This is a genomic window from Wenjunlia tyrosinilytica, assembly GCF_014646055.1.
GTDB classification, from domain to species: Bacteria; Actinomycetota; Actinomycetes; order Streptomycetales; family Streptomycetaceae; genus Wenjunlia; species Wenjunlia tyrosinilytica.
The window spans coordinates 1-20,739 of the sequence record NZ_BMMS01000045.1 but is presented as its reverse complement, the minus strand read 5'-3'; the positions used below and the strand labels follow the sequence as shown (position 1 = coordinate 20,739).

Below are 20,739 nucleotides of genomic sequence, written 5' to 3'. Positions count from 1 at the left end.
CAGCCCCTCTCGAATCGCAATCCGGCGCGCGGACTCCAACCAGCCGGGCTGCAAGCGCCCAGCAGTGGGCAGGCCACGCACGTGTGACCGTAGAGAGCACCCATTGCGTGCACGTCACACATGCCGGTCGCGAACGGTTACACCTGTCGCACACTCGCTTGACGTGCGTGTGAGCCACCTCTCCCGACCCGGCATCGCCGCGATGCGACCACGGGGCACGAGTCGGACGACACGTGCTTCTTCCAGTCGGTGGCCGACCGCGAGTGAAGACTGGAAGGAAGGTTTCCTATCAGCCCTTGACATGGGCACTGCTCGTTGCCACGCTGTCGGCGGCGGCTTGGCGCGGCGCCCATCCCTTGACCTTCTCCGGCATGCTTCTCGGACGTGACGCGCTCAGCGAGAGCTCTGACCCGGCCGCCGCGCGCTGCGCCCTGCCCGGGCCCGGCAGTTCGCACGGAGTCCAGCTCTCGCCGTCCCCGTCCAGGGAGCCCAGGTATGCGCCTGCTCGTCTCCAACTCACCACGCCGCACCGCGGTCCTCGCCTTCGTCGCAGCCCTCCCGCTACTGCTCGGGGGCGTTCTCGTCGCCTATCCCGACCGCGCCGACGCGGGCCCCGCAGCCTCCCAGGCCGATTCCCTCGTGTCGCAAGGCAAGCCCGCCACCGCCTCCTCCACCGAAAGCACCTCCCTCGGTGCGGCCAACGCCTTCGACGGCGACCCCGATACCCGCTGGGCGTCCGCCGAGGGCAAGGACCCGCAGTGGATCCGGGTCGACCTCGGCGCCACCGCCACCGTCTCCCGCGTCAAGCTCAACTGGGAGGCCGCGTACGCGAGTTCCTACCGGGTCGAAGTCTCCGACGACGGCGCGTCCTGGACCCGTATCGCGGGCGACACGGCGGGCAACGGCGGCACGGACGACTTCACCGGGCTCAGCGGCAAGGGCCGCTACCTGCGCATGTACGGCACTGCGCGCGGCACCTCGTACGGCTACTCGCTCTACGAATTCGAGGTCTACGGCGCTTTTGACGGCGGAGAGCCGCCGACGGGAAAATTCACCGTTGTCGCTGCGGGCGACATAGCCGAACAGTGCACCGCCTCATCGAGCTCGTGCGCACACCCCAAGACCGCGGCTCAGGCGAAGAAGATCAACCCGAAGTTCTATCTGACGATGGGTGACAACCAGTACGACGACGCCCGGATCTCCGACTTCCGTGCCTATTACGACAAGACCTGGGGAGCGTTCAAGGCAAAGACCCATCCGGCGCCCGGCAACCACGAGACGTACGACCCGGCCGGCGTATTGGCGGGCTACAAGGCGTACTTCGGCGCCATCGCGTATCCGCAGGGCAAGCCCTACTACAGCTATGACGAGGGCAACTGGCACTTCATCGCGCTCGACTCCAACTCCTTCGACCAGAGCGCGCAGATCGACTGGCTCAAGGCGGACCTGGCGCACAACTCCAAGGGCTGTATCGCCGCGTACTGGCACCACCCGCTCTTCAGCTCCGGCGAACACGGCAATCAACCGGTCGGCAAGCCCGTCTGGAAGATCCTTTACGGAGCCAAGGCGGACCTCGTCCTCAACGGCCACGACCACCACTACGAGCGGTTCGCACCGCAGAACCCGGACGGCGAGGCGAAGGCCGACGGCATCGTCGAGGTCCTCGGCGGCATGGGCGGCGCGTTGCCCTACAAGATCGAGGAGGTCCAGCCCAACAGCCAGAAGAGGATCAGCGGCAAGTACGGCGTGCTGAAGTTCGACTTCACGGACACCGGTTACAGCTGGCAGAACATCGGCACGGACGGCAACGTCAACGACACCAGCCCCGACTACCGCTGCCACTGATGTATCTGGCGACCACAGGCCGCCGTGACGGCGACCGGGACGCGACGCCCATCCCACCAGGGGCAGGGCGTCGCGTCCCCGGCACCGTACTCGCGCTCGGCGCGGTCAGCCTCGTCACCGACATCTCCTCCGAGATGGTCACCGCCGTGCTGCCGCTCTACCTCGTCCTGGGGCTGGGCCTCTCCCCCCTCCAATTCGGCTTCCTGGACGGTCTGTTCAACGGCGCCGCCGCCCTCGTGCGGCTGCTCGGCGGACATGCCGCCGACCGCAGCGGCCGCCACAAACGGGTCGCAGGGCTCGGCTATGCCCTCTCCGCCTGCTCACGGCTCGGCCTGCTGCTCGCGGGCGGCGCGGTGCCGGGGATCGCGGCCGCCCTCGCCGCGGACCGCGTCGGCAAGGGCATCAGGACCGCGCCGCGCGACGCGCTGATCTCGCTCAGCAGCCCGCCGGAAGCGCTCGGCCGGTCCTTCGGCGTGCACCGGGCGATGGACACGACGGGCGCGCTGCTGGGACCGCTCGCCGCCTTCGCCCTGCTGTGGGCGACGGCGGACGCGTACGACGCCGTCTTCGTGGTCAGTTTCTGCACGGGCCTGCTGGGGGTCGTGCTGCTGGTGGTGTATGTCCCGGGACGCGCTCACACTCCGGTCTCGACTCCCCGCAGGGGAAAGGTGTTCTCGGCGCTGCGCGACACCGCCTTCCGCCGGATCCTGTACGCGGCTTCACTGCTGGGCGTCACCACCATCGGCGACAGCTTCGTCTATCTGCTGCTGCAGCGCCGATTGGACCTGGCGGTGAGCTGGTTCCCGCTGCTTCCGCTGGGAGCGGCCGCGGGCTATCTGCTCCTCGCGGTCCCGGCGGGCCGGATCGCCGACCGCGTGGGCCGTGGGCGGCCCTTCCTGTACGGGCACATGGCCCTTCTTCTCGTGTACATCCTGCTGCTCGCCCCGGTCGGTGCGGTGCCACTCCTCGTTCTGGTGCCGGGGCTGCTCGGCCTCTTCTACGCGGCGACGGACGGGGTGCTGATGGCCCTCGCGGGACCGCTGCTCCCGGCCGAGGGCCGGGCGGGCGGACTGGCCCTGCTCCAGACCGCTCAGGTACTGGCCCGGCTGGTGAGCGCAGCGGGCTTCGGAGCGGCCTGGACGCTTTGGGGGTCGACCCCCGCGCTGTGGGGGGCGGCGAGTGCGCTGCTCGTGGCGCTCGCGGGCACCGTGCGACTTCTTCGTGTCAAGTCCCCTGAAAGGCAGGCCAAATGAAGCCGCTCACCGCACGCGGCCGGATCGCCGTCGTCGCGCTCGCTTTCCTCGTCCTTGCCGGGGGAGCCGTCGGCTACACGCTGCGGGCCTCGCGCGACCGCCAACCCACCTCCGCCGACAGTGGGTTCACTCTCGCGCAGGGCGGGCTCTACTTCCGGGACACCGCGACCGGGCGCATCGCCCGCCGGCCCCTGGGCGCGGGCTCGGTCGGGGAGCGGCGCGCCACCGGAGGCCCTGTCTGCGACCGCTTCTACGCGGCCGGCGGCAGGGCCCTGTGCCTCCGGCGCCGGGCAGGCGTACCGGTCAGCGCGTACGCCGTCGTCCTCGACCGCCGGCTCCGCGAGATCCGCCGCATCAACCTGCCCGGCATCCCGAACCGGGCGCGGGTCTCGGCCTCCGGACGAATGCTGTCGTGGACGATGTTCGCGAGCGGCGACTCGTACGCCACCTCCGCCTTCTCGACCCGCACGTCCATCCTCGACCTGCGCACCGGTTATCTGATCAAGAATATGGAGGACATCCAGCTCACCATCGACGGCCGCCGCCGTTATGCGCCCGACGTCAACTACTGGGGCGTGACCTTCGCCCGCGACGACAACCGCTTCTACGCGACCGTCTCGACCGGCGGGCGCACGTACCTCGTCGAAGGCGATATGCGGAAGTGGTCGGCGCGGGCGCTGCGTTCGAACGTTGAATGTCCCTCGCTGTCGCCCGACAACACCCGTATCGCCTTCAAGAAGAAGGTCTCCGACGACCCGAGGGCGCCCTGGCGGCTCCACGTACTCGATCTGAGCACCATGCGCGAACGCCCGCTCGCGGAACGGCACAGTGTGGACGACCAGGCCGCCTGGCTGGACGACCGCACCATTGCGTACAGCCGCGGTGGCGACATCTGGACGGTCCCGGCAGACGGCTCGGGCGCGCCCCGGTTGCGCGTGCCCGACGCCACCTCGCCCACCACTCCCGGCTGAGCGCTCCGGATGGAGGAGGCCGCCGAGCGGCGCTGTCACCGCCTGTCCGCAGACGGACGGGTCGCTCCCACGCCGCATCCGCCAACTCACCACAGCCAGCCACAAGATCAATGATCGGACACGGCCTAGAGGTCGAGGGTGTGGAAGACGGCTCGTTGGCGGTCGACGAGCAGGGGGGCCACGGTTCCGATGACAAGCCGCTGGTAGTGGTCGGAGTCGATGTGCGCCTGGAAGGCCGACTCGTCCTCGTACACCTCGAAGATGTGGATGACGTCCGGCCGGTCGGGGGCCTGGTAGGGCTGGTAGATCTTGTTGCCGGGTTCCCGCCTGGACAGTGGTCCCAGTTCGGCCAGGGCCTTGAGGACGGTGTCGGTGTGCCCTTCGCCGATGGTCCATTCCGCGCGCAGTACATAACTCATGGTCAGTCTCCGATGGTCGGGGGCGCACTCGGTGCGCCGAAGAGTTCGGTGAGGGTGGCGGTGGTCGCAGTGGTGACCGGGTCGGGCAGTCGTCCGAGCGCGGCGGCTCCCAAGGACACCGTGGCGGCTGCGCGGGAGGTGTAGGCGGCGAGGTCTTTCGGCCACGTCGCTGGTGGCTGCTGCACAAGCAGAGCCACCGCTCCGTGCAGGCCGGCGCAGATGTTGCGGGTCAGCTCTACCACGTCGCCGCGCAGGGCGCCGCTGGCGACGCACGGCTCGACCGCTTCGGCGAGGTGGCGGAAGGAGTCGGCGGCCACCTGACGGGTCGCCTCGCTCGCGGGCCCGTTCATGACGAGGCGGTAGCGCAGCGGATGTTCGAGTCCGAAGGAGATGTAGGCGGCGCATCGCCGGTACAGTGCGGTGAATGGGTCGTCGGTGCCGGCCACGGCTTCCCGCATGCGTTCCTCGAGGTGGTCCCACACCCGCAGGCAGACGGCGTGCAGCAGGTCGAGCCGACTTTCGAAGTGCAGGTACACCGACGGTGTCGTCACCCCGACCAGTGTGGCGATCCCGCGTACGGTGAGGGCTTCCTCCCCCTGCTCGTCGAGGACGTGTTCGGCGGCTGCGAGCAGTTCTGCTCGCAGCCGAGGGCCCTCACCGGGTCGTGCCCGCTTGCGGTTGCGGCTGGGGGCCATCAGGCCGCACCGGCCCGCGGGTGTGCGAACGCCGGCTTGCCGGGGGGCGGGTCGCGCAGCACCTCGGGTGCCTCGTCATAGGAGTAGGGGCCGGCGAGGACCGGCCTCGGGTCAAGGGCTCCGGATGAGAGGAGCCGCAGCACTTCGGGCATATGAGGGGTGGCGTGCGGCGGGCCGGTGACGAGGGTGACGCCGCTGGCGTACAGGTCGAGGTAGGGCAGCGCGGGTTCGGTGAAATACACAGAACGGGACACGCATGTCCCTCCGGGGCGTGTGGACTTCAGCGCGCGGCGAAGGCCCTCGGTGTCTGCGGAGGCGTCCACGGTGAGGTCGAACACACCGCTGACCGGCTCGGAGTACGAGGTGATCAGCATCGCGGTCGCACCAAGCCGGGCCGCCGTCTGGACCGACCGTGGATTGCGGTCCACATAGAACACCTCGGTGGCGGCGAGTGCCACGGCCGACAGCACCGTCAGAAGCCCGAGACTGGCCGTGCCGCCGACGACGAGCACGGTGGCCCCCGGCTGCGCGGCAAGAGGCGGGCTGACCGTGCGGTAGGCGTCGACCAGGCTGTCCGAGCAGAACGCCGCCACCACCGGGTCCACGTCCGGTGGCAGGGCCACGAGGTTGCGGGCACCCCAAGGCACGCGGACCAGTTCGTCGAACAGGCCTCCCCAATGGCCGCCCGCGGTGTTGCCGTAACTTGCGAGGCGGTGAACGGAGCGGCACGCGCCTGGCATCGACCGGCCGCACTCGGCGCAGGTGCCGCAACTGATGTGCCACGGGATCACCACCCGGTCTCCGGGTCGCAGGCCGCATGGCGCGTCGCCGGTCGCCACGACCTCACCGACCGCCTCGTGACCCAGGGCGTACGGCGGCTTGAACGGGCTGTCACCGAGCACCAGGCGCCGGTCCAAGTCGCACGTGGCGGACGCGATCGGGCGCACGAGAACGTCCGTGTCCTCCTGGAGCTCGGGAGAAGGGGCCTCCCTCCACTCGACACGGCTGGGACCGACCACCGTCAGGCTCCGCATCATGATCACCTCAGCGCTTCGGGGCACGGATGACGACGACCTGGGTGACCCGCACGCAGAGCACTTCGTGTTCGTCGAGCAGGTCCACCTCCACCACCACCGAGCTGCCGCCGACGTGGATCGGGCGGGCGACGGCGAGGGCGTGATCGCCGGTGACCGGTCGCAGGAAGTGGGAGCTGGATTCGATGGTGGAGGGCAACGTGCCCTCGGGACCGTTCGCCGAGGCGCATACCGCCGCGGCCACGTCGGCCAGTCCCATCAGCGCACCGCCGTGCATCCCGCCACCGACCGTGGAGAGCCCCTTGCCCCACGGCAGCCGCGCGCGGACCTGCGACGCCGACAACGCGTCGAAGCGGACTCCCAGCGTCCGGGCGAACGGGGCCGCCTCATAAATCGCCTCGGCCGAAACAGCCATGCTTGCCTCCTCGCAACTTGCCGCCGTCAGCCTGACACCGTTAAGTTGACGGTGGCAAGTAGCGGAGTGTGCCGACATTTTGCCCATCCTGGGCATCACCGGACGGCGCGTGGGGCGGGTCCTGCGATGCGCACCGCGCCGGATCGTTACGGTCGCCCGGCTGCGGTCGGTCGGATGCGGTGGGTCGGATGCGGCTCACCGCTCCCCCGCGCAGTCCGGGTCCCCGGCCAGGGGCTGGGCCGGGGACGCCGGCGCCCCGCTCACCGGGGAGGCGCCATGGCGTACACCTACGACTCGCTCGGCCCACTGCTCGCCAACTACCAGCGACTGAAGGAGCGGAACGTGCTGCCCACCATGTGCCTCAATCACGGGGCGACGGTCTCGCTGTACTCCCGCGACCCGGATGGTAACCATGTGGAACTGCAGGTCGACGCATTCGACAGCGTCGAGGAAGCCAATACGTTCATGGAGTCGCCCATTCACCAGAACAATCCGATCGGCGTCGAATTCGACCCTGGCGAGATGCTCGGGCTCCTCGACGGCGTTCCCGCCGCCGCACTCATGGCGCGTGCCGAATGAGCGGGACGACGACAGAGACAGTGCGGGCGACATCGGCCGGGGCGGCCGAAGGACCCCGCGATCCGAAGCGACGACGCACATCGGCGCATTCATGATCGCTCTTGAAGCGGCACAGATGTTCGACACCGCTACGTGCACGTGCCTGGGGTCGGCGGGACGGCACCCCGATCGTCCGGGTCCGCGGCCGCTCCCGTCGACGGCCGACTCACCGCAACCGGGATCGCCCCGCATGGTTCGCTCAATGAGACGAGGGGTGACCGACCGTCGACGGACAGGCGAGCATCTTCCCCTGCCGACTCTCCCCGTGCGTCCCCTCGTTTCTCGACGAGAGACCGGCACACGGTGTCCAGAAACCAGCCAACAAGCGGCCGCGCGCGGCCGCGGGGGCGATGAGAAAGGTCACCCTTGCCCGCATACCGCCCTGCCGATCCGTCGTGCTCAGTACGGTGGTACGCGATGGCCCCTTCTTCAGGTAGGACTGACCGATGACCCATCAGCGAACCCTCCAGCAATCGGCGTTACCAGCGGCGATGCCGGCCGCCATCGCGGGCGAGGTTCTCGTTCGGCGCCCGGGCCGTGTTGTCCACCGCGTCCAGCCACAGCATCACGACGGGGGCGCGCGCCGTGCGGGCGAGGCCAGCGGAAGCCGCCTGCGTCGAAGTGCCTCAGCGTCTCAATCTGGGCGAGCATCGCCTCAGCCGACGTAACCTGCCCTGCCCTGACCTGACCTGACCACTGTCACAGCCGCTGGTGCGCACCGCCCCTCCGACCGACCGGACAAGCAGTGTGACCATCGCCTCCCGTGCCGACACAGGCCGGCGTCCAAGGCTCGGCACGATCGCCGCGATCATCGTGGGTGACGGGAGCGCACCGGGCCATCGTCGGCGGCGACGACGCGGCTGAACCATCACGGCGACACCGACCGATGCTGTGTCATGCGTCACTGCTGGACGGACTCAGCGAGAGAAGCCGTGCCCGAGCGCCGTCGACTCATCGAGACCGGTCCGGCCGGGCGCGGCAACGCCCGGCCGGACCGGTCGGATTGCCGTGCGGTCTGCCGGCACAACCCCGCCAACGGAGGTGGCTGCGACGCCGGGCCGGCAATGCGTCGACGACGCAGTTGAACCCCTCGGGGCTGGTTCTCCGTAGTACGGGTCGTGGAGGTCCGCAAAGGGGAAGCCCTCCACCAGCAGCACGAGGAGTATCGTCGTGCCAATCCCAGAAGCTCCGGCATATGAGCAGCAAGCCATCCGGGTACGCAGGGTGGGACTTGACCAAGCCATCAGGAATCCTGCGCGACACCCGCCGAGAAGTCCCTCGCACCCCACGGGCAAAGCTGAGGAATGAGCCGGGCCAGGCCGCCCGGACGACTTCCACCCCCGGGCAGAACCCCCGGGGCCGGAGGGACCGGCCGGTACGAGATCAGGGTACGACCCGGCCTCTCGGGCCGGTCCCGGCACTCCAAGTTGGCAGAGCCCATGCGGCCACGCTCTCAGTGGTGGTCCGCCTTGGCCAAGCGCTCGAGGGAAGGATCGCATCCATGAGTTGCGACGACGCTATGATCATCAAATTGCTGGGCGGCCTCGAGGTCAAGGGCGCGAGCCAGGCATCGCTGAGCCCGCAGGTGGAGACGGTGCTCGCGTTACTCGCCGCCCACAACAACTCGTACGTGGCGGTCGCGGACCTGATCGACGAGGTCTGGGGCGCGTTCGCGCCAAAGACCGCGGTGAACACGATCCAGGTCTACGTCTCGCGCATCCGCCGGACAATCCGGTTTCCGGCCGGGGTGGCCGACCCAGAGATCCGGCACTTGCACGGCAATTACATGCTGCGGCTGGACCCGCAACTGGTCGACGCGGACCGGTTCATGAACCACGTCGCCCAGGCGCGCAGCGCGCTGAGCAGGGGCGCGATCGAGGACACAGCCGACCAGTTCGCCGCAGCGCTGCGGTTGTGGCGCTCCGGACCGCTCACCGGCGTGTACTGCGGGCCGCGGCTGGCAGCGTTCCGGCGCCGCCTGTCACGCCTGCACGAGGAGGCCACCCAGGAGTACGCCTCCGCGCTGATCGCCATGGGCCGCCACACCGAGGCGATTCCGCCGCTGGAGGAACTCATCACGAGCAATCCGTACCGCGAGACCGCCTACATCCACCTCATGGTCGCGCTGATGATGGTCGGCCGGCGGGTCGATGCCCTGCAGACCTTCACCACCGCCCGGCAGATCCTGCGCGAAGGGCTCGGGCTCGACCCCAGCCCGGAACTGGCCGCGATGCACCAGCGGGTGCTGACGGGCAACGGGCCGGACCACTACCCGGAATCGGTCACCAACAGCTACAGGACCGGCCGACAGCCCTCAACCGGTCCTGACCGGCGGACGCCGGGCCAGTTGGGCCGAGGTGACCGCCGGGATCCGGTCCGCGGCCGACGGCTGCCGGCTGGATGCGTCGACGACCGCGGGTAGACACGGGTCGTCGGCGTCGAGCACCAGTGTGCCGCCGTCGCGCACCCGCTCGGCGAGGAGCGCCTTGACGTACGCGATGTCCTCGATGGACTGCCGCCCGTCGTGGCCGAGGTGGTCGGCGGTGATGTCGGTGACGCGCCGACATCGGTCGAGTCGTACCCGGGGCCGTGCCGCACCGTGCCACCGTGCGCGGTGCGGCACGGTCTGCGCGCCGGGGCCGCCGAGCACCATCCGCGCCGAGCGCGGCCCGGTCGCGTCCACCCGCCAGCGCACAGGTCGGCGCTCTCGCGCAGCCACACCTCTGCCCCCGCGGCCGGCACCCGTCGCCAGCGTGCGGCCCTGCCGGGCCAGCACGGCAGCGGCGACGTCGTCCGCAGCCCGCCGCGTCAGCACCGGGATTGGCCGGCGGCACGGCGCGCATCAACGGCTTCGACGTGGTCCCCGATACGAGCGGGTCCGCCGGAACGTCCGCCTGACCCGACGGTACGCGTCCATTCGAGGACGGCCTCACGGCCGACCGGATCCGACGGGGTTACGGGCGTACTTCGGCCGGATCGGACGGCCGCCGGGCCCGGCTCGCCCGGTCAGGGTCGACCGGCTTCTCAGCGCTGAACAGAGCCGCGTGCAGCGGCGACCGCCGGAACGCCGATCCGGCGTAGAGCGACTCGGCCGCGACCTGGATGCGCCGGCAGTCGGTGCGCCGGACCGACCCGGCGAACCGGTAGTCCGGGTGGATCCCGTCGGCGCTGAGCTCGGACGTGACCCGCAGCTCGATGACGTCGCCCGGGTCGAGGGTCATCGGCTCGGCACCCACCAGCGGCACATAGACGGGCAGCCAACTGGTCCGGGTCGCCAGGGTGTCGAGACGCTCGCCACCGGCCCGGCCCTGCAGGTCCAGCCAGAGCAGCAGCCCGTCGACCCCGCCCGGCCGGGTCATGGTCAGCCGCAGGTCGCCGCCCTGCCGGTAGTCGCCCTCGTTGAACCGCAGATCCTCGACCGCCGCGGTGGTCGAGCGGATCGCTTCGTACCCGACCCCACCGACGCACATCCGCAGGTCGAAGAAGCCACCGGCCGCCCGGAAGACCGACTCCACGTACGGCACCAGGATCTCCGGCACGCCGGGGCCGTCGGGCATCAGGTCGGCGAGGCAGACCGCGGCGGCCATCGTACGGACCCGGTGCGGCACCACCCGTGCGCCCGGACACAGATGACGGCGCCGGGCGTCCTCGATCACCCGGGCCATGCCTTCGGAGCCGCCGATGCAGCCGACCAGCTCGGCGATGCAGAGGCTGGCTCGGTCCGGGAGCGTCACCTCGGTCGACAGGCCCGCCACCACGCGGATCCGGCCCGGCGCCCGGTCCCGGGCCAGTTCCTCCGCCCGGCGGACACTGTCGTCCAGGCTCTCGATGGCGACGACCCGGTCGGCGCCGGCCTCCGCGGCGTACAGCGACCAGAGCAGGTCGGGGCCGCAGCCGATCTCCAGCACCGTGGCGCCGGGCGCCTGCCGCAGGACGGCGTCGCGGAACACCGCGTTGCGGTGCTGGTCGGCGAGCATGGCGTGATAGAGGAAGGCGTCATAGATGGGGTACTCGCCGACCGACGGCCACAGGTGGGGTCGATCCGGGTCCGGCACCTGCCCGGTGATTCCGACCCTCGTCTGGCGGTCACCGGCTACCAGGGTTTCCCATTCGCTGACCATCCGATGCCCTTTCCTCGGCCATATTCCGCCCGGCCGCGCGGGCGAGGTCATTCCATAATGGGCGCCCGGAAATTTCTCGGCAAGGGCGCAGAATGGGTTCTCGGCAAGGCCTGAGTAAGCGCTGACCAACCGCTGAACGGCGCCTGACCGGGTCCTGATCAAAGCGCCGAGAAGCCTTCCCGGAATGACATTCGTACGCCGATGATGAAGCACAAAGGATTCCATTCGCTGCCCTGTGGAAAGGCTCGGACGCATGCTGACCGAGGTCCTCGCACTGGATCTTCCCGGTAGTGGCAACACCGCGGATTTCGGCTTCCTGGCCGGACCGGGCACCTCCGGGCGTCTGACCCGGGTCGACCCGCTGGTCGGGCAGGTCGCCGGACCGCTGGACCTCGAGCGGCAGGCCGCCGATCTGCTCGAGGACCGGCCGGACCGGCCCGAGGTGGTGCTGGCCTACTGCGCCGGTGCGACGTTCGCGGTGCATCTCGCCGAACGGGCCGGGGCGCGCGCCGTGCTGGTCGACCCTTATCCGATCACCACGGGAGTCATTCATTTCGAGCTCACCAAGCTCTGCCGCACCCTGGCATGCGACCCGCCCGGATATGACGAGTTCGCCGCGGGCGGCCTCGGGCAGTGGGAGATGGTGCTGAACAAGGCCCGTGACGGTCTGGTCGAGCAATACGGCTCTGACGAGACGGCGTCCGAAATGGTGGACGGCCTGCTCGACCGCTACCGGTCCTGGCTGCGGTTCCTGACCGCGTGCTCGGCCGCCCGCCCGGCCGATCCGGACCAGGTGCTGGTGATCGCCGGAAAACCTCTCTCGGGCCTGGACACCCTGCTCGCCAAGCCGGCCGAGGCGACGGTACGCCACGTCGACGCCGCCACAGGACCGCTCGGATCCCCGCAGGTCCAGGCCCTGCTGTCGGCCGCGATCGACGCTGCCGCCGCGTGACGGAAGGACAGATGATGGACGACCAGGCGCTTGTGCTCGAGCTCGCCCGGGAATTGCTGGACCGCCCCGACCTGACCATGGACGAGGACTTCTTCTCGGCCGGCGGGGACAGCATCACCGCGATGCATCTGATCGGCCGGCTCGCCCGGCAGACCGGGCTGCGGCTGCGGGTGGCACAGATTTTCGCGAACCCGACGCTGCGCGACCTCGCGGCGTCCGTGGAGCAGGTCCGGGCGACGGCCGAGCAAGCCAGCCATGCGTCCTGAACTCGACGCCGCGCAGGCACGGCTGGCCGACGAGGTGGACCGCGTGCTGGACGCCGCGCCGCCCGGCACGGATCCGCTGGCCCTGTTCGCCCGGCTCGGCGCCGAGCGGCTGCTGGCCGTGCACTATCCGGCCGCGTTCGGCGGGCGCGGGCTGAGTCTGGCACACCATGTGGCCGCCGCCGAGCGGATGGGTGCCCGCGGCCTGCCGGATGTGATCCACATCGTCACGGTGCAGGCCGTGGGCGGCGCGCTGCTCGCCTTCGGCAGCGCGGAACAGCAGGCCCGCTGGCTGCCCAAGATCGCGGCCGGCCGGTTGTTCGGCAGCCTCCTGCTGTCCGAGCCGGGCGCCGGCAGCGACTCGGCCGCGATCCGGGCCACGGCCACCCCGGACAGCGGGGGCTGGCGGATCACCGGCGTCAAGACCTGGAGCGTGAGCACCGACCGGTCCGGGATCGCCCTGTGCTCGGCGCGGACCCGGGCCGGCCGGAGCCGGTACGACGGGATCAGCCTGTTCCTGCTCGACCTGACCGACCCGGCGATCCAGATGACGCCGGTGCCCCGGGCGCTCGGCGACCCCTATTTCGAGGTCACGATCGACGGCGCCTACGTGGGCCCGGACGCCCTGGTCGGGCCGCTGCACCGCGGATGGTCGCTGCTGCCGTCCACGATCGGTTTCGAGCGGGCCGGGTTCGAGTGCCTGTCCCGGGCGACGTCCTGGATGCGCGCCACCGAGACGGAGTTCCACCGGCTGCCCCGGGCGGCCCGGGCGGCGGCGGCCGGCGACCTGGTCCGGCTGCGGGCCCAGGTGGCCGGGGCACGCGCGCTCGCGTTCCACGCCATGCACACGGCCGACGTCCTCGACGTCGACGAGGTCCTGATCGCGTACTCGAAGCTGGCGTGCGCGCGGGCCGGTCAGGCGGTGGCCCGGTGGGCGGGCGAGGAACTGGCGCCGACGCCGGAGCTCAGCGCGGCCGTGGACGAGGCCCCGGAGCTGACCATCTCGGGCGGCCCCCAGGAGTTGCAGCTCGACCTCATCGCCACTGACTTCCCGATCGGACGGGCCGTACGGTGAATCTGGATCTCGACGACGACCAGCGGAATCTGCTTGGCGCCGTGCGGACCGCCCTGCTGGCGGTTTCGCCTGCCGGCTCCGGCTGGGCGGTTCTGCGGCAAGCCGGTGTCACCGCGACCCTGGCCGACGGCGGGCTGGTGGAGTGGTGCCTCGCGCTGGAGGAACTGGGCGCAAGCTGCCACGACATCACGACGGTACGGGCGGCGTTCGCGTTCCTCGACGCCCATCCCGGCGAGAAACTGCCGGATGTCGTGCCGAGCGCCCAACCGGCCACCCCCACGACCGACCGCGACCTGTTGCTCTGCGCGGCCTACGGGGTGGGTCTCGGCCGCGAATGCCTGGAGGTGGCGCAGGATCGTGCGGCCGATCGGGTGATCACGGGCCGACGGCAGATCGAGTACCAGGGCACCTCGCACCGCCTCGCCGAGTCCGCCCTGGACCTGGCCCTGGCCCGGATCGCGGTCTGGCACGCCGCCTGGTACGAGGACCGGGGCCGCCCGGCCGGCCATGCCGCACCGGCTGCCGCGGCTGCGAGCGTGGCAGCGGCGCTGACCTGCGCGCACACACTCGTACAAGCGTTCGGCGCGGCGGGCACCAGCGACCCGGACGTGGTCCGACGCTACCGCGGCGCGTACGCCCTGACCGAACTCTGCGGATCCCCGCGCAGCCTGTGGCAGGCGGCCGGGGAGCGCTGGCTGGCCGCCGCCCCCGCCTCCACATGACGGCCGGTCCGGCCGAGCAGGATCCCCACGAGACAGCGGATCCCGCCGAGCGGGATCCCCGCGAGACGGCCGGACCAGCCGTCCGGCCGAGCAGGATCCCCACGAGACAGCGGATCCCGCCGAGCAGGATCCCCGCGAGACGGCCGGACCAGCCGTCCGGCCGAGCAGGATCCCCACATGACGGCGGGTCCCGCCGAGCAGGGTCCCCACACGACGGCCGGTCCCGCCGATCAGGTCGGCAGTTCGGCGCCCACCGTCGTGGCGGACGCGCGGAGCAGAGCCCGGTCCACCTTGCCGTTGCCGGTCCGCGGCAGCTCGGGCACCTGCCGCCAGCGGGTGGGCAGCATGTAGGCGGGCAGCCGGTCGGCCAGGAAGGCGGCCAGCGCCCGGCCGCCGACGGACCGGCCCGGGGCGAACGCCACCACCGCGACCAGGCGCAGGCCGGTCGGGGCAGCGTGCGGCACGACGGCCGCGTCCGCCAGATCCGGATGCTGCAGCAAATGTGCCTCGAGCTCGCCGAGTTCGACGCGGAAGCCGCGGACCTTGACCAGGTTGTCGTCGCGGCCCTGGAAGACCAGGTCGCCGTCCGGGGTCACATGGCCCAGGTCGCCGGTGCGGTACATCCGCCGGCCCGGGAACCGGGGATCCGGGTCGGCGACGAACCGTTCCGCGGTCAGGGCGGGCCGGCCGAGGTAGCTCCACGCCAGCCCGGCGCCGCCGAGGTAGATCTCGCCGAGGGCACCGGGTTCGGCCGCGGTCAGGTCGGCCGCTCGGACAGTGGCCCGGACCCCGGTGATCGGCCGTCCGATCGGGACCAGCGGGCCGGTATCGGCCGAGGTGCATCGGTGCACGGTGGCCCACACGGTGCCCTCGGTCGGCCCGTACTCGTTGAACAGCAGGGTGTCGGGCAGGGCCGCCAGGTGCTCGCGGACCACGGCGTGGTGCAGGCTCTCGCCGCCCGCGATGACGCACCGCAGGCCGGTCAGCGACTCGGGGTGGAAGCGCAGCAGTGCCGCGTACTGGGACGGCAGGCCGTCCAGGTGGCTGACCGCACGGTCACGTACCAGGTCGGCGAGCAGCTGCGGGTCGAGCACCTCGTCCGGGGTGGGTATCACCACCCGGCCGCCGGCGGCGAGTGTGAAGAAGAGGCCGGCGACGGCGGCGTCGATGGTCAGTGGCGCGAGCATCAGGTAGGTGACGTCGTCGTAGGGGTAGACGCCGAACCGGGCCAGCGTCGACGCGACCACCGCCCGGTGCGAGACCACCACGCCCTTGGGTCGCCCGGTCGATCCGGACGTGAAGATGGCGTACGCGGGCCGGTCCGGGTCGGAGTCCGGCAGGTCCCCGTCGGCCGGCCCGGTCCCGTCAGCCGGGATCCACCGGGCCGGGATCGCGGCGGCGACCGGGGCGCCGGACCCGGTCACCACGCCGAGCTTCGCGTCGACCGCGATCACCCGGATCCGCTCGGCCGGCAGTTCGGCAGCGATCGGCACATACGCGGCGCCGCACAGCAGGACGCCGAGGAGCCCGGTGACGGCGTCGAGGGAGCGGTCCACCGCCACCCCGACGAAGTCCCACGGCCGGACGCCGGCCTCAAGAAGGCGCCGGGCGAGCCGCTCCGCGCGATCGATCAGATCGCCGTAGCTGATGGACGCAGGGCCGAGCGTGACCGCCACGGCCTCAGGCGCCGCCCGCGCCCGCGCGGTCACCAGGTCGTGCAGGCCGCCGGTGCGGGCCGACAGATCGATGGATGTCACGCGGTCTCCCTCCCCCGTCCCGCCGGGCCGCTCAGCCGGCCGATTCCCGGATCAGACTCGCCGGGCGCATGTCGGTCCAGTTGTCCTCGATGTAGTCGAGGCAGTTCTGCCGGGTGTCCGGGCCGTGCACGACCGTCCAGCCGCCCGGTACGCCGAGGGCGGTCGGCCACAGCGAATGCTGATTCTCCGCGTTCACCACGGCGACGAACTGACCGTCCGGATCGTCGAATACATTGATCATCACTCGTGTCCTTTCGGGAGTTCCGGAATCCTCCGGAATTCGGTGGGCGGCGGAATCCGCGGCCCGGTTACATCATGGCGCTCCGGATGGTGCGCCGGAATAATGGCTGTGCTTTTGCTCAGCAGTCGGTCAGCCGGTGGTCAGCAATCCGTACGGCGTTGTCGCAGCAGTGCGGCAATGGCGTCGACATGCGGCGTATCGAGGGTGGTCATGTGATTTCCGGGGGCCCGGGAGACGTGCAGATCCGCGATCCAGGCGGCCCAGCCCCGCTCCCGCTCGGCGCACTCGAGGTCGTTCTCCGCTTCGGTCTGGCGGGGATCGTCGGCGAACACCATGTGCACCGGGCCCGGGTAGGCGTGCCGGGGGGTGTACGTCGTCCGGACCGCGGCGGCGAACGTCGTCAGCGGACCTCGCAAGTAGCTCGGTGTGGTGCGGGCGGAGGCCAGTCCGAAGTGGACCAGCCGACCGTGGACCGCGGTCAGCTGCGCGGTCAGCGGTTGTGCCGCGAGCCGCTCGGCGGTGAGGCCCAACGGCTGCTCGACAGTCAGCTCGAAGACCTCCAGCCAGCGGGTGAGCACCTGGAGATGGCTGTGTTGCCGGGCGGGCGCACCCGCCGGATCGGGAACCTCACTGTCGACGATGGTCAACGTCACGTCCCGGCCCTCGGCCCGCAGCATGGTGGCCATCTCGTAGGCCACCCAGCCGCCGAACGAGTGGCCGACCAGGTGCAGCGGTCCGCCGATACCGGTGCGCGCGATCCCGTCCAGGTAGGCGCGGGCGGCCGCGGTCACGCTGCTGTGCGGCACGTCCGTGCCGTCCAGGCCGCGCGGCTGCAGGCCGTACACGGTCCAGTCCCGGCCCAGCCGGGACACCAGGTCGCTGAAGCTGACCACGCCCGCGCCCGCACCGGGCACGCAGAACACCGTCGGGTGCGTGCCGGGCCGTCCGCGCTGGAGCGTCACCACCGGCTGATACGTGTCTGCACGCCGCGGCGTGCCGACACTGTGCAGCGCGGCCGCGAAATCCGCCCCGAACCGGTCCAGGTTCGGCGCCACCAGCATCGTCTGGTGATCGCCCGGGACGGTGGTCACAGTGACCGTATGCGGAGTGAGCACCCGGCCCCAGCCGAGCATCTCGTCCGGCTCGGCGCTGCCGGTCGGCTCAGCGGCCCGGAACAGGTGCACCGGGACGGTGCTGGGCTGGACCACGTACCCGGTCTCGGCGCGCAGCATCGCCCGCATGGCAGAGACCGCGGCCCGGAACTCCGTCACCGTCATCTCCGAGGGCCACACCGCCCCCACGGCCTCGACGAGCGCGGTGAAGTCGTGCGGTCCGGACGCGGCGAGCCCGCGGACCTTCGCCTCCCAGTCCGGATCGCCCTGGGCCAGCCGCTCGTACATGCGCAGCAGGAAGCCCTCGTCGCTGTCCAGCACGTCGGCGAAGAAGCCGGCGTCACCTGGGAAGTGGGTGTCGATCAGCCCGACGAAGTCCACCCGCTGGTCCAGGCCACGCAACTGGACCCCGATCTCGTACGCCAGCGTCCCGCCGCTGGAGTAGCCGGCCACCCTGTACGGCCCTTCCGGCTGCACCTGACGGATCAGCCGGACCATCCGGGCCGCACTGCCCTCGACCGTACGCATGCCATCCGGTCCGGCCGGGTCCACCGGGAGGCCGTACACCGGCTGGTCCTCGTCGAGATACGGCAGCAGCGCCCGACCGTAGAGCAGGTATCCGTCGCCGTCATGCACCAGGAACAGCGGCGCGCGGCGGCGGTCCCCGGCGCGCAGCACCACGGCCCGGTCCTCGAGGGCGGCCGGCCCGGCCGCCCCCGACCGCCCGGCCAGGGCATGCGCGAGATCCTTGAGCCGGGGGTACGCGAACAAGTCGGCGACCGTCACGTCCAGGCCCGCCCTCTTGCACTCCAGTCCGACCTGGATCGCAAGCAGGGACTGACCACCGCGCTCGAAGAAGCTGTCGTGGCGGCCGATGCGGTGCACGTCGAGCAACCGCGCCCAGATCTCCGCGATCTTCTCCTCGACCTCTCCGCGCGGGGCCTCGTACGCGGGCTCCGCCGGACCAGTGCGACCGGGAACGTCCCCGGCCTCCCCCTCCGGAGTCACCACTTCGAGGGTTCCGTCGGCCCGCCACCGGCCGTGCTCACCGGTGCGCCGCAGCCCGGCGCCGGGCTGACCGACAGCCAACTCACCGACCGCCAGCTCACCGACAGCCAGCTCACCGGTCACACCGATAGGAGCCGGGCGGTCCTGCGGGTCGAGGATGTACACCCGCCGGCCCACCGCCTCCGGGAAGGCGGTCAGCACGAGGTCGCGCTCGTCGGCAGGCAGGACGTCCAAGTCCCGTACCGGGGTTCCGGGCGCCCGCTCCAAGGCCTCGGTCACGGTCGTCAGGGCGCTGCCGAACAGCGCGCACACCCGCTCCGGGTCGACCGGCTCGGCCACCTTCACAGTCAGAACGAAGCCCTCGCCGAGGTCGTCCACCGTAACGTCGACCGGGTACGTGGTGCGCTCGTCGGCCTGCAGCACCTGCATACCTGACCATGGCGTCGCCTCGGTGTCCGGTTCGGCGGCCGTCACAGGGCTGTGCCGGTAGACGAGCAGGCTGGTGAACAGCGGCGCCGGGGCGGCGACGCGGCTGCACCGCTGCGCCACCATCAGGGGGGCATGCTCGTGCGCCAGCAGGTCGGCGAGCAGGTGATGGGTCCCTCGTACGGCGTCCGCCGCGCTCGCCGTGCCGACCGCGATCCGCACCGGCAGGGTGTTGATGAACAGGCCGATACCGCGGTCCGCCCCGTCGCCGCCACTCAGTCGGCCGAACAGCCCCGTGCCGAACACGACATCCGAGCGGCCGGTCAGCCGCGACAGCGCCAGGCCCCAGGCGAGGTGGCACACGCTCGCCGGGGACACGCCCCGCTGGTGTGCCTGTTCGCGCAGGGACCGGGCCACCGCCGGGTCGAGCTCGACGCAGACCGTGGCCATACGGGTGCCGTCACCGCGGACGTCGAGCAGGCCGTACGGCGCTGTCGACTCGTCGACATCGCCGAGCAGCTCGGTGAAGAACTCCTCGTGCTCCTGCTGGGTTGTACCCAGCACGGCTTGGCCCACCACGTTGCGGTACGGCACCGGCTCCGGCAACGCACCGGCCCGACCGGTCAGCAGGGCACGAATCTCCTCCCGCATCACATCCAATGTGGTGTGGTCGCCGACCAGATGATGCATCAGCACCAGCAACAGCCACCGCTCGTTCGGCTCGTCGTACGCCGTGGCCACCCGCAGCAGTGGCGCGGTTCCCAGGTCAAGTCGGTAGTGCCGGGGCTCGAACCTGGCCTGCAGCTCGGCGGCGGCATCGACGGCCCCGTCGAGCGACAGCTCCTCCACGGGCAGGGCGGCGTGTCGCCAGACCACCTGGACCGGCCGAGGCAGGCCGTCCCACGCCACCGACGTACGCAGGATGTCGTGCCGGTCCAGAACAGACTGCACCGCGGCCGTGAATTGGTCCACCGCGGCCCGGGTGTCCATGGTGAGCAGGAAGGACAGCAAGTACGGGTCGCCGTCCTCGTGCATCGCGTGGTGGAAGAGGAAGCCTTCCTGCAACGGGGCGAGCGGGTAGATGTCCTGCACGTTGCCCGCGCCACCGGACACCGAGGCGACCACCTTGGTGATCTGTTCCTCGGTCAGATCCACCAGCGGCAGCATCCCCGGCGTGATCACATCGGCGTCCGCCGGAATCGCGTTCGGCGGCACCGACACCTCGGCGCCGCCTCCGGCCGCGACCGCCGCGGCCAGTCCGGCAACGGTGGGGGTGGTGAACACCGCCCGCACATCACACGACAGCCCGGCCTGCCGCATCCGCTCCACCAGCGAGACCGCGAGCAGGGAGTGCCCGCCGAGTTCGAAGAAGTCATCGTCGCGCCCGACGCGCTCCACATTCAGCAGGTCCGACCAGATCCCGGCCAGCACCTCCTCCACCACACCCACCGGGGCCCGGTAGCCGCGGGCCACCACCGCGCCACCGTCCGGCACCGGAAGCTTGTCCCGGTCCACCTTCCCGTTCGGGGTCAACGGCAGCGACTCCAGCGCGACAAACGCCGACGGCACCATGTAGGAAGGAAGGACCTCACTCAGCGCATCGCGCAGCGTTTCGACCCCGATGCTGCTGTCGGGCACGTAGTAGGCGTCGAGGCGATCACCGTGCGCCACCACGACGGCTTCCCGGACGGCGTCGATCTCCAGCAGTCGGGCCTCGATCTCGCCGAGCTCGATCCGGTAACCCCGGACCTTGACCTGGAAATCATTGCGTCCCACGAACTCCAACGTCCCGTCCGGCAGCCAACGGCCCAC

Annotated in this window: 18 protein-coding genes; 9 read left to right on the top strand and 9 right to left on the bottom strand. The window is 70.9% G+C overall.

Translation table 11 applies throughout. The annotated features are described in order from the left end of the window. Positions 1-495: 495 nt before the first annotated feature. From IEY86_RS32430 to IEY86_RS32420, 3 genes are read left to right on the top strand one after another with little or no spacing between them, the layout of a single operon-like run. On the top strand, positions 496-1,845 hold the full coding sequence (locus tag IEY86_RS32430; protein WP_189135488.1) for a discoidin domain-containing protein: 1,350 nt from the start codon (positions 496-498) through the stop codon (positions 1,843-1,845). After that, positions 1,845-3,098, top strand: coding sequence for an MFS transporter (locus IEY86_RS32425; protein WP_189135487.1), 1,254 nt, complete (start codon positions 1,845-1,847; stop codon positions 3,096-3,098). Before IEY86_RS32430 ends, IEY86_RS32425 begins: the two co-directional genes overlap by 1 nt. Next, entirely contained in the window at positions 3,095-4,069 is a 975-nt protein-coding gene (locus tag IEY86_RS32420) for a TolB family protein (RefSeq protein WP_189135486.1), read from the top strand. The genes IEY86_RS32425 and IEY86_RS32420 overlap by 4 nt, the downstream gene beginning before the upstream one ends. 125 nt (positions 4,070-4,194) lie before the next feature. On the opposite strand, the gene IEY86_RS32415 is transcribed toward IEY86_RS32420, so the two are convergent. The 4 genes from IEY86_RS32415 to IEY86_RS32400 are packed head-to-tail and all read right to left on the bottom strand — an operon-like array spanning position 4,195 to position 6,632. Beyond that, the gene (locus tag IEY86_RS32415) at positions 4,195-4,488 is read right to left on the bottom strand and encodes a putative quinol monooxygenase (protein WP_189135485.1); all 294 of its coding nucleotides are present in this window, start codon (positions 4,486-4,488) and stop codon (positions 4,195-4,197) included. Positions 4,489-4,490: 2 nt separating this feature from the next. Next, positions 4,491-5,183, bottom strand: coding sequence for a TetR/AcrR family transcriptional regulator (locus tag IEY86_RS32410; protein WP_189135484.1), 693 nt, complete (start codon positions 5,181-5,183; stop codon positions 4,491-4,493). Continuing rightward, complete coding sequence (locus tag IEY86_RS32405) at positions 5,183-6,220, bottom strand: zinc-dependent alcohol dehydrogenase (protein ID WP_189135483.1); 1,038 nt, start codon at positions 6,218-6,220, stop codon at positions 5,183-5,185. The genes IEY86_RS32410 and IEY86_RS32405 overlap by 1 nt, the downstream gene beginning before the upstream one ends. A 7-nt stretch (positions 6,221-6,227) precedes the next feature. Beyond that, entirely contained in the window at positions 6,228-6,632 is a 405-nt protein-coding gene (locus IEY86_RS32400) for a PaaI family thioesterase (protein ID WP_189135482.1), read from the bottom strand. Positions 6,633-6,908: 276 nt separating this feature from the next. On the opposite strand from IEY86_RS32400, the gene IEY86_RS32395 reads away from it, so the two are divergent. Beyond that, positions 6,909-7,211, top strand: coding sequence for a VOC family protein (locus IEY86_RS32395; RefSeq protein WP_189135481.1), 303 nt, complete (start codon positions 6,909-6,911; stop codon positions 7,209-7,211). A 1,540-nt stretch (positions 7,212-8,751) separates the two neighbouring features. Next, on the top strand, positions 8,752-9,672 hold the full coding sequence (locus IEY86_RS32390; RefSeq protein ID WP_189135480.1) for an AfsR/SARP family transcriptional regulator: 921 nt from the start codon (positions 8,752-8,754) through the stop codon (positions 9,670-9,672). Here IEY86_RS32390 and IEY86_RS32385 read toward each other — a convergent pair. Both IEY86_RS32385 and IEY86_RS32380 read right to left on the bottom strand, forming a co-directional pair. Continuing rightward, positions 9,565-9,969 carry a Mur ligase family protein gene (locus tag IEY86_RS32385; RefSeq protein WP_229698964.1) on the bottom strand — a complete coding sequence of 135 codons (405 nt, stop codon included), beginning with the start codon at positions 9,967-9,969 and terminating at the stop codon, positions 9,565-9,567. The genes IEY86_RS32390 and IEY86_RS32385 overlap by 108 nt on opposite strands. A 235-nt stretch (positions 9,970-10,204) precedes the next feature. Continuing rightward, positions 10,205-11,371, bottom strand: coding sequence for an SAM-dependent methyltransferase (locus tag IEY86_RS32380; protein ID WP_189135479.1), 1,167 nt, complete (start codon positions 11,369-11,371; stop codon positions 10,205-10,207). Between the two features lie 253 nt (positions 11,372-11,624). On the opposite strand from IEY86_RS32380, the gene IEY86_RS32375 reads away from it, so the two are divergent. The 4 genes from IEY86_RS32375 to IEY86_RS32360 are packed head-to-tail and all read left to right on the top strand — an operon-like array spanning position 11,625 to position 14,383. Next, entirely contained in the window at positions 11,625-12,323 is a 699-nt protein-coding gene (locus IEY86_RS32375) for an alpha/beta fold hydrolase (RefSeq protein WP_189135478.1), read from the top strand. A gap of 11 nt (positions 12,324-12,334) precedes the next feature. Beyond that, positions 12,335-12,589, top strand: coding sequence for an acyl carrier protein (locus IEY86_RS32370; protein WP_189135477.1), 255 nt, complete (start codon positions 12,335-12,337; stop codon positions 12,587-12,589). Further along, the gene (locus IEY86_RS32365) at positions 12,579-13,661 is read left to right on the top strand and encodes an acyl-CoA dehydrogenase family protein (protein ID WP_189135476.1); all 1,083 of its coding nucleotides are present in this window, start codon (positions 12,579-12,581) and stop codon (positions 13,659-13,661) included. Before IEY86_RS32370 ends, IEY86_RS32365 begins: the two co-directional genes overlap by 11 nt. Then, complete coding sequence (locus IEY86_RS32360; protein WP_189135475.1) at positions 13,658-14,383, top strand: acyl-CoA dehydrogenase family protein; 726 nt, start codon at positions 13,658-13,660, stop codon at positions 14,381-14,383. The genes IEY86_RS32365 and IEY86_RS32360 overlap by 4 nt, the downstream gene beginning before the upstream one ends. 230 nt (positions 14,384-14,613) lie before the next feature. On the opposite strand, the gene IEY86_RS32355 is transcribed toward IEY86_RS32360, so the two are convergent. The 3 genes from IEY86_RS32355 to IEY86_RS32345 all read right to left on the bottom strand — a co-directional run bounded on the left by IEY86_RS32355 (position 14,614) and on the right by IEY86_RS32345 (position 20,703). Next, entirely contained in the window at positions 14,614-16,140 is a 1,527-nt protein-coding gene (locus IEY86_RS32355) for an amino acid adenylation domain-containing protein (protein ID WP_189135474.1), read from the bottom strand. A gap of 31 nt (positions 16,141-16,171) precedes the next feature. Beyond that, positions 16,172-16,381 (bottom strand): MbtH family protein, encoded by a 210-nt coding sequence (locus tag IEY86_RS32350; RefSeq protein ID WP_308425193.1) that lies wholly within the window; start codon positions 16,379-16,381, stop codon positions 16,172-16,174. Positions 16,382-16,521: 140 nt separating this feature from the next. After that, positions 16,522-20,703: an alpha/beta fold hydrolase gene (locus tag IEY86_RS32345; protein ID WP_189135472.1), complete on the bottom strand. Its 4,182-nt coding sequence runs from the start codon at positions 20,701-20,703 to the stop codon at positions 16,522-16,524. Positions 20,704-20,739 lie beyond the last annotated feature (36 nt).